Annotated in this window: 7 protein-coding genes, 1 tRNA gene and 1 pseudogene; 3 read left to right on the top strand and 6 right to left on the bottom strand. The window is 37.7% G+C overall.

What is annotated here, in order from left to right; translation table 11 throughout:
- Nucleotides 1-1174: 1174 nt before the first annotated feature.
- The 4 genes and pseudogenes from BTR_RS00835 to BTR_RS00820 form a co-directional block, all read right to left on the bottom strand.
- Nucleotides 1175-6139, bottom strand: a complete 4965-nt coding sequence (locus BTR_RS00835) for a DEAD/DEAH box helicase (protein ID WP_012230499.1) — start codon at nt 6137-6139, stop codon at nt 1175-1177.
- Nucleotides 6140-6808: 669 nt separating this feature from the next.
- Nucleotides 6809-8377 (bottom strand): annotated as a pseudogene (locus tag BTR_RS13300) (YfjI family protein).
- Nucleotides 8378-8474: 97 nt separating this feature from the next.
- Entirely contained in the window at nt 8475-8675 is a 201-nt protein-coding gene (locus BTR_RS00825; RefSeq protein ID WP_007347209.1) for a helix-turn-helix transcriptional regulator, read from the bottom strand.
- A 208-nt stretch (nt 8676-8883) separates the two neighbouring features.
- Entirely contained in the window at nt 8884-10050 is a 1167-nt protein-coding gene (locus tag BTR_RS00820) for a tyrosine-type recombinase/integrase (protein WP_012230497.1), read from the bottom strand.
- Between the two features lie 211 nt (nt 10051-10261).
- Between BTR_RS00820 and BTR_RS13295 the strand changes: the two genes are divergently transcribed.
- Genes BTR_RS13295 through BTR_RS00810 form a run of 3 tightly spaced genes read left to right on the top strand, consistent with a single transcriptional unit; the run spans nt 10262 to nt 12694 of the window.
- Nucleotides 10262-10963, top strand: coding sequence for a hypothetical protein (locus tag BTR_RS13295; protein ID WP_012230496.1), 702 nt, complete (start codon nt 10262-10264; stop codon nt 10961-10963).
- Nucleotides 10863-11492: an MFS transporter gene (locus tag BTR_RS13290; RefSeq protein WP_244393483.1), complete on the top strand. Its 630-nt coding sequence runs from the start codon at nt 10863-10865 to the stop codon at nt 11490-11492. Before BTR_RS13295 ends, BTR_RS13290 begins: the two co-directional genes overlap by 101 nt.
- Entirely contained in the window at nt 11489-12694 is a 1206-nt protein-coding gene (locus BTR_RS00810; RefSeq protein ID WP_012230492.1) for an ATP-grasp domain-containing protein, read from the top strand. Before BTR_RS13290 ends, BTR_RS00810 begins: the two co-directional genes overlap by 4 nt.
- 172 nt (nt 12695-12866) lie before the next feature.
- Here BTR_RS00810 and BTR_RS00805 read toward each other — a convergent pair.
- Nucleotides 12867-12956 (bottom strand) — tRNA-Ser (locus tag BTR_RS00805).
- A 609-nt stretch (nt 12957-13565) separates the two neighbouring features.
- A complete protein-coding gene (ptsP, locus tag BTR_RS00800; protein ID WP_038473168.1) occupies nt 13566-16100 on the bottom strand; it encodes a phosphoenolpyruvate--protein phosphotransferase in 2535 nt (844 codons plus the stop codon).
- Nucleotides 16101-16364 lie beyond the last annotated feature (264 nt).

The following is a 16364-nucleotide window of genomic DNA, read 5'->3' as shown; positions in this document are numbered from 1 at the left end:
GAAACGATAAATAGGATAATTACGATTTATAGACTGTTATGAAAATATCTAAAGAGAGATTGATAATTATAGAGATTAGCAAAGTCCCTTTTAATAGGCTTTTGTTATTTTGATTAGTTCTTTTTAAAAGATAAAATTATATTTTTAGTGAGTGATTAACACGTGTCTTATGAAAAGCGTATGAAATTAAAAACTGATTACGTTATCAAAATCCCTTTTATGAATTTTTATCAGTTCTTTTGAATGATAACCTTATGATTTTAGAGAATGATTACAACGTGCTTTATGAAAATCATGTGATCCTTTAAAGCTTTTCAAAAGATAGCTTGTAACTCATAAGAGATGCTATCAAGATCATTATAGTTATGAGTTTTGACGGGGTTTTGAGTTTTGAGGGTTGCTGCTATTATGTAAAAAAAACGATAAAAAGTAAAAACATTATATTTCAATATGTTAAGATTTTATAGACCTTAAAAAAACAACCCATATTGATAACACAACCTCTAAATTCAACCAATAATATATATTTGTCAGTTATCTGTCAGTAAATTGAACCGACAAAAGTGATCATTTTAGTGAGTGATTAACACGTGTCTTATGAAAAGCATATGACCCTTTAAAGCTTTTAAAAAGATAGCTTGTAACTCATAAGAGATGCTATCAAGATCATTAGGTTATGAGTTTTGGGGGTGCTTTTTATAGGTATTATTTTATTTTTTTAATTAGAAATAAAAGTTATTATATTTCAATATGTTAATGTTTTAAAGAAACAACCTATATTAAATACAATCCGTAAATACAATCTATAATATATATAAAAAGGGGTTTTGTAGGGGTTTTGGGGGTTTTAAGAACCGACAAAACCTATAAGTAAAATGAATATATATAACTCTCTTTAAACAAAGCTTTTGAGAACAATAAAGCACTCATTTTAGATTACGGTATAATCTCTTAAAGGCAATGTAAAAAAATCTAACTCTATTTAAGATGGGATTTCTTAAAAATCTTAAAGCAATCCAAATAAGAGTATCTAAAAGTGCAAGTTTTTTCTTTTTAGAATAACGCATATTAGGATTGTATCTAATCAACTTCACAAAAGAGGTATAGATTATGGTTATAAGCTCTATACCCCTTATGCGTTTATCATAACCATTATGTGAGCATGCTTTATAAGTTATTCAGTTTCTCTAATTTCTAATTTTGGTAAATTCTTAACAATTTTGATTGTCTCTAAACTTACCGTAATAACCCTTTGAAACAATTCTAGAGGGTAGGCAGGGTTGCCAACGGTTTCAACAGCATAGCGATTAGCATCATTAACAATGCCACTCTTTTTATCAGTCTTTACACATTGACGCCCCATAACCCATTCAAGAGCGGGTTTTCCATTGACGATATACTTATAAGCTTCAAGAGGGATATCTGTTATGGTAATATTGCTATTATAAATAACTGTTGATTTATCCTTTTCCTTACTATTCTTAATTTTTGCGAATTTCATTTCAGTCACATAATAGAATTTTTCGGGATTAGAGATCTCTGTAACTTTTGGATTACCTTTTTTAAAGGTTACTGGATACGGCTCTACAGTTTCATAGTTTACGTGCAAATGACCCAGTTCACGCCCTGCTGTCACAAACTTCCAAAAATCATCAGCACTCTTTACACAAGGGATACGAGGCAGTTCTTTAGAAAGGTTATTAGCATAACGAGAGCGATAATCTTTTGAATGAAGTAAACCGTAAACATAATAGAATAGATCATCTTTAGTGATTTTTTCATTAGGATAAGCCGCTTTAAAATGATCTAGACCTTCATCAGTAATGGCATCACGCCTCTGTAAACCAGCCGTTGTACTTTCTTCTGTAAATAAATGGGATTGTTTTTCACTTTTACTTTTTGAAACCGTAGTGTCTTCGTAAATATAGCGTGGAAAGCATTGACCATTCTCTATTACCTTAAAATCAGGCACAGTCTTACTCATAAATACAGAAAAGTCTTTCATTGACCCTATGCCGGTAACGTGTATTACTTTATTTTCAACTGCTTGTCCCATAGGAAATATATGCGGCATTTGAAAAACTGATTCATTAAAGGTTCGATTATAATAGAGCCACTGTCGTGTAAAAGGGCGATAAAGGCTTTGAATAAGGCAATTATTCTCAAATTTGGAAAATTTGCTTCTTACCAATTCTTGTTTGAGAGTAGTACTCCAACTGATTTTTGTAGCATCAATATTAATGAAATTGTTTACAGTTTTATTACGTGTTTTACGGTCAGTATGAGGACAGGTATCTTTAAAACTTTCTACTTCACTGTTATAAAAAGTGATCATAGCACTCATATTTTGTATTAAAGCTTTATGGCTTGCATTATATGTCCAAGCATCACGACTCGTTACGATACCACACGAAAAATTTTCAAATAGCTTTTTATCATTACCTTTCTTATCACCTATGGCTAAAAATGCTTTAAAACTGTCATCACGTTGACTAAGCCAATCCCCATGCTTATCTGGTGTAATTATTTGCCAACCTTCTTTGCTCCGTGTAATGCCATCAATGCTCCTAAATTTTTCAATTATCGTGAGCTTTTCTTCTCTATTGAGATAATCTCCAATATCACGAAAATATATCTTACCATGCTGCTGTGCATTTGGATTTTTTACGAGAATAGAGATAGCAATAGGGGCTCGAGAGCCTTCACCAAAAATTTTTCCACCTTCTTTGCGAGAAAGTTCTCCAGAGGTTCGTTGATTACCACGTAAATGGAAAATATAAAGGCTGCTAAATTCCTCAACGAGACATTTGCGTAAACCATCCATAGCATGACCACTGATAAACCCCGCGTTCGTGACAAAACCAATCACACCACGCTCTTTTATGCGGTCGCTTGCCCAGCAAATTGCTCGTATATAGCTATCATAAAGTTTATTTCGATTTATTATTTTTGTTGAATTCGATATATATTTTTTACGAATACGATTATCTAATATAAAATAAGAGGTATTCGGATTATTATCATTAGCACTCTTTTGTCCAAAAGAATAAGGAGGATTACCAAAGATAACTTTGATATCCAGTTTCTTTTGATGCTCTAAATATTCACTGTTTTCTTTAAATAATTCCTGTAGCAGGTTCTTCTCTTCAAGCATCCGAAACGTATCGGTTAAACCAATATGCTTAAAGGGAATATATTCACCTTTCATCAGACTATGATACGTCGATTCAATGTTAATCGCTGCTATGTAATAGGCAAGCAAAACAATTTCATTGGCATGGATATCATGACGGAATTTATATTCCATATCCTCTGGTTTGATGAGATTGGATTGTAAAAGCCGTGTGATAAAGGTACCCGTTCCCGTGAAAGGGTCGAGAATGGAGACACCCCGTGAACCAAGGCTTTTGCCAAATTCATTGCGCAACACATCATCAACAGAATGAATGATAAAATCAACAACCTCAACGGGGGTATAAACAATCCCAAGCCTATCGGTGGTTTTCTTAAATGCCTTGGTAAAAAAATCTTCATAAAGCTTGATAATAAGGTTTTGTCTTGCTTGGGGGGAGGTAATCCCAGAGGCACGGAATTTCACACTGTCATAAAACTCTTGTAACTCTTTTGATACTTGCTTGATATTGGTTTTATCCAACTCAGCTAAAATCTTTTCCATGGCTTGCGAAATGGCATTGTTTTGCACAAATTCATTGCCATCAAACAAGGCTTCAAACACGGGACGTGTCACAAGATGTTGTCCTAACATTTCAAGCGCTTCTTCTTGCTTTATTTCACTGTTTAAATTGTTCTTTAATTCCTTATGAAAGGCATCAAAGGCGTGAAAGGCTTCACTGTTTTCATCAGCAAGCAGGTTTTGAAGATGGGTGATATGGTTTTGTGCAATCTCAGCAACATTGCCAGCCCAAATGCCCCAGTAATCGGCAAGGGTAAATTTCTTAGCCAAAAGGGTTTTAAGGGCATTGGGAAACTCTTTATAAAAGGGTAATCTTCCTGTAACACTATGAATGTATTTTTGTGGTTCATAGGCTGCTTTTCCAATCTCAAGCCCCGCGCTTTCTGGTTTCTCATAAACATAGATTTTATCCTCAACCGCTGTCATGCTCTTTAAGGCGCTAATCTCCAAAACATCACTAACGTCTTGCCCTAAAATCATCTGGTTAAGGGTGATTTCGAAATTCTCATCATGAGCAAGCAAAGCATTGATCACTTGCCAGACAACACTGTATCTCTTGTTGTATTTTAAAGCCTCTTCAGCAGAAATCCCAGCCGGCACCCCAACGGGTAAAATGATATAGCCTCTTTTCTTGCCTTTGGCACGGCGCATGATACGCCCCACCGCCTGTATCACATCCACTTGGCTTTTGCGCGGGTGTAAAAACATGATCGCATCAAGAGCAGGAACATCAACACCCTCAGAAAGACATCTTACATTGGTTAACACACGGCAGACATGCTCTCCCGCATCTTCCTTTAACCAATCAAGAGCTTCATTGCGTTTCTTGGCACTTTGCGTTCCATCAATATGAGCAAAGGTACACTGAAGAGGCGGCGTCTCTTTATAGAGCTTATGAAGATTATATAATTCTTTCTGTATTTCTTGAGAATTGAATGTGTCACGGATACGTTCAGAAGTCTTGATATCTTTACAAAAAGCCAAAGCCCGACGCATAGGATTAGGGTCATCACTCAAATCAACCTTCAGATCTATTTTGCTAAGAGCTTGATAACAGCCTATGATCTTGGTTTTATCATCAAGAGTAAGTTCATAATTCTCATCGGTCATCAGATGTTGAATGGATTCACTCACTTCCTCTTCATTAACGCCTAAGATAATAATCTTATAAGGAACTAAGAGTTCATTCTTAACGGCTTTTGAGAATGTATAGGTGTAAAGATTTTTTCCATAGAGGGCTTCATCATCCATAGACGCTAAAATGCCATTCATTTCATGGGCTTGTTTTTTAGCACTATCAGCAAAGATCTTAGGCGTTGCTGTCATATACAGACGTTTTTTACCCCGAATGATGCTGTTATCATGAACCTTGATAAATTCAGATTCATGCTTGTCTGTTCCTAACACAACCCCAGTTGTTCTATGCGCTTCATCGCAAATGATTAAATCAAATTCGGGTAAATCATATTCCTTTTGTGCATCCGAAATCACTTGAATGGAATGATAAGTTGAAAAGACCACCGTCATCACATCAAGAGAGGTCTTATTGGCTTTACGCGCAAGCTCTTGTGAATCCGTGGTCGCCGGCAAGACAAGATCTGATGCATCAAGACCAGATTCATCATCATGTTTGCCTTTACGACGCTTGCCTACTTGTGTATCCGAACACACCGCAAAGGAACGCAAGGGGATTTCTGTATCAAGGGTCCATTCACGGATTGTTTGTGACATCAAAGCAAGGGAGGGCACTAAAAACAAAACACGCTTGCCTTGACCTGCTATGGTTTCTGCTATCTTAAGACTGGTGAATGTTTTACCCGTACCACATGCCATAATAAGCTTGCCACGGTCTGCTTCTTGTAAACCTTCACAAACTCTTTCAAGCGCTTCTATCTGATGATCTAAAAGCTTTTTCTTTGATTTCTCTTTAAGGACGGCTTGTCCTTGTTCTTTATAAGCGCCCCAATCAATTTGACTGTTTTCTAAATCAAACAGATTAATCTGTTGAATACGAACTTCTTGACCATCACAAGTGTTGTTAGCATTATCACTCCAATTGCTTTCGGTGCTATCAACGAGAATACGACGCGTAAAAATCTTTTTCCCTGAGGCAGCGATAAAGCTATCAATATCTTCTTTTTTAATGATGTGAGAAGCATCATAGCATTTACATTGAATAGCCGCATATCCTCCTTGATCACGGATTGTAGCCACCAAATCAATCCCAATATCACGCCCATCTTCATCATGTTCCTTAGCCCATTCCAAATAAGTTTGAACCTTTTCGTATTCTTGCTTTTGCAACGGGTCTTCACTCAAATAAACCATGACAAGGTTTTCAAACAGCGTTCCCAATTCACGGGGTGATTTAGCTTGTTGACGATAATATTCCAACAGAGAGCGTAGCGTGACATGTTCATGATCAGACTTAAGAGATTGCAGCATATTATAACAGAGCTCCGTTTTGGTATGAGAGGGTTAATTCTTTTCAAAAGAATCAAAATGAAGCTTATTAAATCCATTTTGAACGAATTGAGAAAAAATGCAGAAAAATGCATAAAAACGGATAATTTTTTTTCAAAAAGGGTTTTTAAAAGGCTATTTATCCACAGCCCTTGGCATGGAATAAGATCAGCAAAGTAGTAAAATTTGCTATTCGTTTCACGGGTTAATCAAGACAAATGCACTTATGTCCTTTAAGATATCAGAATGAGTATTTTGATAAGTTTTATTACGAATTTTTCTTATAGGTTTTGAAGGTGTAAAAACCGTCAAAACCCCCTCAAAACGTATATTATTGGTTGAATTTATAGGTTGTGTTATCAATATAGGTTGTTTTTTTAAGGTCTATAAAATATTAACACATTGAAATATAATGTTTTTATTTTTTATCGTTTTTTTACATAATAGCAGCAACCCTCAAAACTCAAAACCCCTTCAAAACTCATAGAGGTTGTGTTTTGGATATCTTTAGACACAAGATTTAAAAGAACCTCTTTATGTCTCTTCTTTAAAAAATGATAAAACAAAAACCCTCAAAGATACTACGTAAACCCTTTGTTGGTACGATAAGATCTTTGAAGGTTTTAAGGATAACAAAAGATTACAATGACTTCATTGTTTGATGCTGTTGTTTTTAACGAAAGGATGCCATTCATAACGTATGGTAGGGCGACCGCTTTGAGAGCTATTTTCATTGGCTATTGGACGAATATGATTGGAGCGACATAAAAGCTCTAAAGCTTGCTTAACGGTTTGATTATCTTTTAAATGCGTCCAACTTCTTTGATGAATATCACGTAAAGTAAAGACATCGGGTAAATGATTACAACGCTCGACAATCAATTTTGCCCCCTCTGTTGCTAAGCTATCCGCCGCCGCATAAAGCCTTTTGACATGACTGAACAAATATTTTTCCCATCGCAAGGCTGTTTGAAGGGCATCTTTATTGATTTCAAAACGCCCCCCTTCAGTTAATTCAAAAATCAATGCAAGACTTACTATGGTCTTAGGCATTTTCAAAAGATGCGCTTGTAAGCTTTCAGAAAGCTTATTCTCTTTGGCTTATTTAAAAATCTTTTGCATCCATTCACGAAAGATCTCTTGAGCTTCAGCAGAAAAGCGCATCACAAGCGGATATTCTGGTGAACCAAGGGGGTTATCATAAAGAGAACGAAATGCCCCTTCATACGTTTCCCATGCCTCTTGATTGGGAGGTCTATCAACCCATTTCCAATCTTTTGTCTCATCGGGAAAGACCAGCATTTGAAAGCGTTGTAAGAAACCATCATTGCCTTTGCCATATAAAACATTGCGTATAAAGGGGAGAATGCGAGAGGGTTGAATGCCCCCTATAATAGAAACGGTTGCATTAGGAATAAAAATGGTTCCACGCCCAATCCGGTCATAAGTAAATTGACCATCTCCATTAAAAGCTTCCAAATAAAAGGCACGCTCTGTTTGATATTCCTTGCGTTCCATATCTGTTAAGAAACCGGATAATTCATCACGCACCATCAAGAGACCACGGGGGTTTTCTTTTAAAAGTTCCCCAAGCTTTTCCACGCTCGTATCATTGACAATAAAACGAGAGACATCCTCATCATGCACATTGTCTTTAGAGAGGGTTTCAGACAAAAGAGCACGGGCTGTTTCAAGATCTCCTTTTTTTATTGCTTTATGGGCTTGTTTTTTCTTTTCAGACTTGTCTAAAGTCTCAAGTATCTCTTCAATTTCTTGTTTTTCTTTCTGCTTTAACCAGTCTTTATACCATTTCTTTTGAAGGCAAGTGATAGGAGTTAAAGTGGCTTGCATGGTAGGTGTTTTCATGGTTGAAGGTTGACCAATAAGAGCGCCCCAGAGATTAGGAACAATCTTCCAATCATCATGTTGTTTTGGAGCAATGCGCACGCCATTGCCAATGAGAGCAGCCAAGCCACACAAAGCAGCGACAGCCACAAAATCGAGAGGCGCTTGTTGACGGTCAGCAACGTCATAAACATAGCGACTTAAAGTTAAAGGCATTTGCGCAGCATGAAAAGACTCGACGGGTAAAAGAGCCGCCGTGATAGGCTTTAATTCCCCCCAACCATTTTGTTGCAATGCTTGTTTATAAGGAATGGCTTCTAAACAAGTCTTATCATTTAAAGGAGTATTATTCTCTAACTTAAAAGAACACATCATTTTAAATCCTATAACATTGCGTCACAGGACGGATTGTGCTAGCTCTAAGGTGATGAGTTTGAGAAAGCCTTGTCCGTCCTTACGTGACAAGGTTTTTTTATGCCGCGTCACTTTGACGTTGCTGTTTCGCTTGTTCGATTACATTCAAAAGATCCGATTGTAACCAACGGGATAAAAAACCAAATTTTAAAGGTTTTGGGAGAGAGCCATTGGTAACATGACGGCGAAAAGTTGAGACACTCATATGAAGCAATTTTGCACTTTCACGGTCTGTTAAAAGAATATCATTTTCTGTCATTCTAAAATCCTTTCATAATAAAAAATAGAACCAAATCATGCCTATTTATTAAGCACATTTTGGTTTATTTTTGAAGGTATTTTATTTATAGAAAACAATATTTTATCATATAATTTCTGATGTGATAATTTATGAGTTTAATTGAGATAATATGAGAAAACAGAGAGATAAAGTTATCCACAGATAATGGGGTTATGCACCCCATATCTTAAGATTGACCGGTGACATAAGCCGCCCATTTATCCATATAGACACGACGCTGTTCTAAATAGTCCGTACGACGATAGGCACGCTCTACTTTACCGCCCACTGTATGAGCTAGAATAGTTTCAGCGACCTCATAGGGGGCATCGGTTGTTTCAGCGAGCCAATCGCGTAAACTAGAACGAAATCCATGGGGACATGCTTTTACTCCAGTTTGTTGCATGTATTGTGACATATTATTCTCACCGAGAGGACCTCGACCAGTTGCAGAAAAAAAGAAATCATTACGAGAAAGCAGACGCGCTTGTTCAATAATTTTCAGTGCTTCTGTTGATAGAGGCACGCGAAATTCTGTTGTAGCATCACGCCTTCCTTTCATATTCTCAGCAGGGATAGTCCATATATCCCCCTCAACTTGATCTTCACGAATATGACGCAAGGAATTGGTACGAACCCCTGTAAGGATAAGCAGACGCAAAGCCAGTTTTGTTATGGTTGATGCTTCACAAAGTGTTTTATAAAAAGCCGGAACATCTTTCCAATCCATAGCTGGTCTATTAGTGACCTTATGACGTTGTTTTCCTAAGAGAGCTTTTGTTTTTTCTATTGCCTGTAAGTCAACATTCAATCCTAGAGCAGCCGCATGTTTAAGACACATATTGAGACGTTTCAGTGCAGCATGAGCAGCTCCAGCTTTTGTATGCCAAATAGGAGCGAGGGTATTGCGTATCTCTATTTGCGTAATCTCAGAAACGGGAACACAACCTAACTTAGGGAGAATATGAAGGCGTAATGGTAAAAACCAATCACTAGCCTTACCATCATTCTTTAATTCAGCTTTACGACTTTCAAAAGCATCTAGTGCAATGTCTTTTAAATAATGGAGATTACGCATTGCCTCACGCTTTTGTTTATTGCGTTCTTTAATGGGGTCACGACCCTCACGTAAAACAGCACGCCATTGATTTGCACATTCGCGAGCTTGTTTTAAAGAAACATCTCTCAAGGCACCCAAGCCCATTTCGCGGCGGCGCCCGTGAAGGGTATAACGATAAAGCCATTGAGCACCTCCATCTTTACGCTTATGAAGTAACAAGCCAGCACCATCATTATATTTGCCAGCCCCCAATGTTGCGACAGATCTTGCATTAAGACGGTTCATAAGAGCCATTTTTAGTCCTTTCTTATACAGTTTTTACCCACACACCAGCCCCGCTTTTGACGTGCAAGGGAATGGTTTTGATTGATTCAAGATAAACAGCTTTGAAATGAGAGAATCTTACGTTATTCGGGACTCTCATTCAATATGAATAACGCTAGATTATCATTATAAATCAAAGTGTTATCCAATTATAATACTGCATATTTTTTAAGATGCAGACATGGGGGGGAATGATGTGCGCAAACAGCTAATGTTTCGGTTTTATGGGCTTGTTGTTCTGCTCTATCTTTCTGATATGGTGCTTTTCTTAAGTAACCTTTGGAATGCTTATCGCATAACATCCTCATCGGTTTTTCTAGGCATAACCATGGCTTTAGGGACTCTTACACCCTATCTTTTGAAAAAGAGTGGTTTTGTGCACATTAAAGCATCGTTGCGATTGATCGATTTATACAAAAGACGGATCATCATCTATAGCCTCCTTTTATTGATTGCTCTTTTTCATTATGTCGACTCCCCTTTTGGTTTTATTGTGGTCTCTATCTCTATTGGTTATCTCTCTTTGATCACCTTAAGTACGCTGAAGACTTATAATACTAAACTCGCGCTTAGTGGCTATATTAGTGCTCAAAAGGCTTCTCGCATTATGCAAACAGTGGTGCAGATTGGCGCCTTTTTGGGGGCAGCATTGAGTGGTTATCTCTTAGAAGCAACCAGCCCACGAGGGGTAGCAGCTGAAGTCGGCTATAATGGTTTGATTGCAGCGATTTGTGTGTTTGACATTATCGTAAGCCTTGTGGCCGGATATGTCATCTTTCGCGATGAATATCATGCCGACAGCACTACAAACAGCTTGCCGCCTATCACCGATAAAGAGCCAATGCTTATACCGCAAAGCAGATGGGCTTTCCCTAGAGCTTAAACTTTTATGCATCTGCATAGGCCTTATTGGCTTTCACATTTGCGCTTATAATACACTGGCAACTATCCTTTTTCAGAGTGTGAAAAATTTTGGCTCTGAATATTATGGGTTGTGCAGTGCTGTTGCAGGTGTGGGCGCTTTTCTGGCTGCTTTTATCAAGATCCCGCGCTTTGAATTCATCCTTCCAGCCCTTATATTGGGTTTAGCTGATCTTATTTTTAGCACCACGCAATCGCCTTATTGGGCTGTGATTTTTTGCTTTTTTATTGGCTTTTCAATGAATACCATGCGGATTAACGCCCGCAAACATATGATTGAAGCAACCCGAACAGAAACTCAAGCAGAGCTGGTGGGAAGCTATAGCGGCATGCTTTATACTCTCTCTCAATCGGCTGGTTATGTTATCCTTGGTCTTCTTACAAGCTCTGCCCTTATGGGACCTCAAGCAGCCATTTACCTTCTCCCCCTTATAGGGCTGATAATTTTTATTTATGTTTTTTTCCTTTCATCACAGCGGGCCAAAGTATGAGTAAATCCATTCTTATTATCGATCCTTTCTCCACGGGTGCTCTTTATAGTCCTGCTTTACAAAAATTAGGCTATGCTTGTTATGGCGTTGTCTCTCAACCAGTTCCTTTTTCACACTTTATGCTCTCTTATCAGGGTGAGGGCATGGTAGAAGCGAAACTTCATAGTGTCGATGAAATAAAACAGCGCTTTCCTGTCGGTGCGATAAAAGCCGTGGTGGCAGGCTCCGAAATAGGTATTTATTGTGCAGAACAATTGGCTGCTTATTATGGTTGTGCCGGAAATAACCCCTTGACCACCGATTGGCGGCGAAAAAAGGCTGCAATGCAAAGGCGCCTTTGTGAAAATGGTTTATCCTATATTCGATCAAAAATTCTTACAAAAGGTGATTGTGCTCTCGATGATTTTGAAAGCCTCAGTGGCTATGTGGTAAAGCCAAACGATTCTGCAGGAAGCGATGGAGTTTTGTTTTTCTCTAACCGGGAAGAAGTGGCGGCGTGGATTTCTGAAATTGACTGGACGCAAAAAAATATTTTTGGCACACCTAACGAGGCTTATTTGCTCCAAGAACGATTGGAAGGAGAAGAATACATCGTAGATGCCATTGTAAAGGAAGAAGCTATAAAGATATGCGCTTTATCGCAATATAAAAAGGGTATTCATAATGGAAGTGCCTTTGTTTATGAATCGCTTGATGTGCTTGATGCTCAAGATCCTCTTTATGCCGCTCTTATCTCTTATGCAAAACAGTGCATTCGCGCGGTGGGAATTGAATATGGGCCTGCACATATGGAAATCATGCACACCGCTCGTGGTCCAGTAATGATCGAAGTAGGAGCCCGCCTGCACGGGGGGATTGCGCCCACTTTGTTTGCACATTGCTATGAAAATGATCTACTTGAAAGCGCCGTTAACCTTATTGCGGGAGTGTTTTCACAAACACCAAGTCGTTTTAAGAAAAAAGGGCGTATTATCTTTCTTATCAACAAAGTTAACAATCGTATCATAAAAGATGTTAATCTATGGCAGCAAAAGCTTCATTCTTGGGAAAATGTCGTTCATTTTATGCTCTTTTTTAAAGAAAATGAGCCTCTCCCCCTAACCATCGATTTAAACACCTGTCCAGCTATTATAGCAATTTGGGGCGAGAGTGATGATGAATTATCGACTTTGGAGAGGATAATTCGTAGCAATTTCTTATAGAGAAAACATCAATTGCAAATAAAAAAGCCAAAGAATATTGAATTTATAAGACCATACTATCAAGATAATGAAAATTCATTTAGGGGCATAAGATAGATAAAAAAATAAATTAACAAAACCAAAGAGCTTAAAATTCCCTAACTTTTATATCACCCACCAACTTTATGATAAATGGCGGAGAGAGAGGGATTCGAACCCTCGATATGGTTTCCCATATACACGCGTTCCAGGCGTGCGCCTTCAACCACTCGGCCACCTCTCCAGAGGTCCGCACACTATACCCAGAAAGAAATAACGTGCAAGCTTAAATTATACATTCAAAACTCAAAAAATAAATTCATTGATTAAAATAAAAGCTGATATCTGTTGAATAACAAGCACATCCTTCCTTTTTAAGAAAAAACTTTTTCCGTGGATAGTTATGTATAATGCAAACATGGGAATAAAAAGCTTATCTCCAACCATAAACTTTCATGCTTACTTACACACCTTCTGCTTAAAAAAACGCTGCTTTTAAAATTGGCATATGATTTATGTTTTCTTTACAATAAAGTCACTAAACATCTCTCGTCTATCTGCATTGATTGTCCCAATAATCAATAGAATAATAGCGATATGAATTTCTAATATTAAAATTACTTCATTTAGATAATAAATTCCGTTTCAAGAAAAATCAGTTTTAGCCTTCTTCCTTCTCCCCAAAATGAGGATTCTTAACCACGACAAATTTGATTTAAACTGCTCTCTTGAGATGAAACCCACCTGCTTGTTATTTTTATGTTGCCTATAATCCGCTCTAAAAAACAATGGTCCATAATACTCAAGATCTAAGACTTTGCACAATGAACAAGTTCTTTTCTCTTAATGTTCTTTACCACCGAATATCCTTGCTTAGAGCGCGTACAGCTCGTACTGTTTCACATTGTAGTGCTTTTTGTGCTAAAATTTTCATATCTTCAAAACTATGAGTCTGTAAACACGCCTTTACTGGAGCAATATCGCAAGATATCATAGAAAGCTCATTAATTCCCAATCCAGTCAAAATCATCGCACCAAAAGGATCTCCAGCCACACCACCACATACACTAACCCAACATTTATGTTGTGCTGCTCCCTGAATAGTCTGATAAATCATACGCAAAACTGCTGGATCAAGGCTATCTGCTTCAGACACAAGGTGCGGATTTTGCCGATCAACAGCCATTGTATATTGTGTTAAATCGTTGGTTCCAATTGAAAAAAAATCAACATAGGCGCTCAACACATCTGCCATAATAGCCGCTGATGGAACTTCGATCATAATACCAAGTTTTAATTTTGGTGCATCAGTATCATTGCGGATTTCTTCTGCAATCTTTTTTATAGTAATAATCTCTGAAACAGACATCACCATCGGAAATACAATCCATAGATCTCCACCCTCTTTTGCTGCCCGATACAAAGCACGTAACTGAGGAACCAAAAGATCACGCCGACGTAACAAAAGCCGTGTTCCTCGAACACCTAAAAAAGGATTATCTTCTTTAGATAAATGTAAATGCGTAACCTGTTTATCCCCACCAATATCAAGCGCACGAATAATTAATGGCTTATCCCCTACGGCTGCAATCATCGCACGATACACATCAAATTGTGCTTCTTCATCTGGAATATTGGGGTTTTCTAAAAATAAAAATTCTGTACGCATGAGTCCGACACCTTCAGCCCCTAAATCTAGCGCAACAGGAACCTGATTTGCATAATTGACATTAGCCATGATACGAATTCTTTGACCATCTGTCGTGTATACTGGTAATCTACATGCACTTATCTCACTGACACGTTTCTGCGCAACAGTATCAATATGCCTTTGAACATCTTCAACATCTTCAAGCGTAGGATCAAGATAAATAAACCCGTTATCTCCATCAATAATAGCCTGGACATCAGACTGTATCGATAAAATATCATCACCTAAAGCAACAACCATCGGAATATCAAGAGTACGCGCCAAAATAGCTGTATGAGAGAGTGGACCTCCCCATGCTGTTGCTAATCCTTTTACTTTTGTACCATCAAGTTGTGCAACATCAGAAGGAGAAAGATCATTTGTAACCAGAATAACACCACTTGGAATATCATTTAAAAAGAATGATCGATAGGATGGATTTATTTCACCTAAAACACGACGACCAACATCAACTAAATTAACAGCACGTGCTGCTAATAAAGGATTACTCACCTTAGAAAACATATCTGAAAATTGCCGAACAGCTCTATCCCAAGACCAAGCAACACCATGACCTTCTGCTATAAAACGACAAGCTTGAGCTATGAGATTTTCATCTTCAAGCAAAACCATTTGCGCAGAAAAAATCGCCGCAGAATCCGCTCCCATACGTACTGTAATATCAGAAATCACTGATTCCATTTTTTGTTTTGTTTTTGTGAGAGCATTTTCAAGACATGTTGCACCAGCTGCAAAATCAATAGGCTGATCTACTATGGAAATATTATTCTGCCTTAAAACAAAAATCTTACCAAACGCTAATCCTGAATTTGCTCCAACACCAGAAATGCCTTTTTGCATAGAGCGTGGATACCAACCATGAAAAGTCTTTGTTTGAGATTCCACTTCTCTCATCATGCATTTTTCACTGATGCTCACCTTTTTTACAATAGAAATCGCTTCCTTAAGAAGTTGTGCTCCTTCTACAGCATCTGTAGAAAAAATCAGAACATCACCGTTTTTTGCGCCTAATTGCAATAAGCCAACCAAATTTTTCATTTCAACGGCGTATTGACCATAGCGAACTCTGATAGAATTTTGAATCTTTTTTGCAAAATCAACCCAAAGAGAAGCTGGTCGTGCATGAAGACCACTCGGATAATCTAAAGTCCATTCCTGACACACCGAAAGATCACCAATAAAAGCTTTTTCTTTCTTTATATCTTGACCAAACAGAGTTGTAACAATTTGCTGTTTGTCCGTAGTTGTTGCAAGTACTTCAAGCTGTTTTTTATCAAATAAAAGAGACGTTAATTTTTTACAAATTTCTCTATAGCGATCTGGACACGCTGCAATGGCAATAACCAAATGTGCTTTCTTTCCATCCTGCCACTCAACACCAGCAGGAACCTGTATAACAGCAACAGCATCCTTGATGATTAAATCACTATTTTCAACCATGCCATGAGGAATGGCTATCCCATTACCCAACCAAGTATTCGTTATTTCTTCACGTGCGAGCATGCTTGCCAAATAACATTTGTCAACTGCGCCAACCTGTACAAGCAATTCAGCAGCAGCATAAATCGCATCATTTTTATGATTAAAAGCAGCAGCAAGTTGTACAGATTTGATAGACAGGATTTCACTCTCGGTAAAATCTACATTCATTGCTTCTGCTTCCTCACATCTCATCATGAATTCAAACTGCCCTCACATTTGAATACAAAATCTCTGATAAATTTCATTTCAAAGCCACATTTTCAAAAATACGAGATGTACACAACACTACGACTTTTTGTTTTACGCAATAGAACTAAGTGAGGTGCTTAAATACCTCAAGATAACCGATAAAACAATTGGATATTATAACCCCGCGGGTTGCTTAAAACCATCATAAGCAAATCTGACTCTTAAACTCTTACTTTACAAAGACAAAACCCCGATTTTTACAGCCCCAAT

The organism is Bartonella tribocorum CIP 105476 (genome assembly GCF_000196435.1).
Taxonomy (GTDB): Bacteria; Pseudomonadota; Alphaproteobacteria; order Rhizobiales; family Rhizobiaceae; genus Bartonella; species Bartonella tribocorum.
The sequence above is the reverse complement of the archived record's forward strand: the minus strand, read 5'-3'. Positions and strand labels throughout refer to the sequence as shown.

Coding starts and splice junctions, on each gene's coding strand:
- ptsP (WP_038473168.1), bottom strand. CDS start 16,100: ATGATGAGATGTGAGGAAGCAGAAGCAATGAATGTAGATTTTACCGAG.
- BTR_RS13290 (WP_244393483.1), top strand. CDS start 10,863: ATGAATATCATGCCGACAGCACTACAAACAGCTTGCCGCCTATCACCG.
- BTR_RS00810 (WP_012230492.1), top strand. CDS start 11,489: ATGAGTAAATCCATTCTTATTATCGATCCTTTCTCCACGGGTGCTCTT.
- BTR_RS00820 (WP_012230497.1), bottom strand. CDS start 10,050: ATGGCTCTTATGAACCGTCTTAATGCAAGATCTGTCGCAACATTGGGG.
- BTR_RS00825 (WP_007347209.1), bottom strand. CDS start 8,675: ATGACAGAAAATGATATTCTTTTAACAGACCGTGAAAGTGCAAAATTG.
- BTR_RS13295 (WP_012230496.1), top strand. CDS start 10,262: ATGGGGGGGAATGATGTGCGCAAACAGCTAATGTTTCGGTTTTATGGG.
- BTR_RS00835 (WP_012230499.1), bottom strand. CDS start 6,139: ATGCTGCAATCTCTTAAGTCTGATCATGAACATGTCACGCTACGCTCT.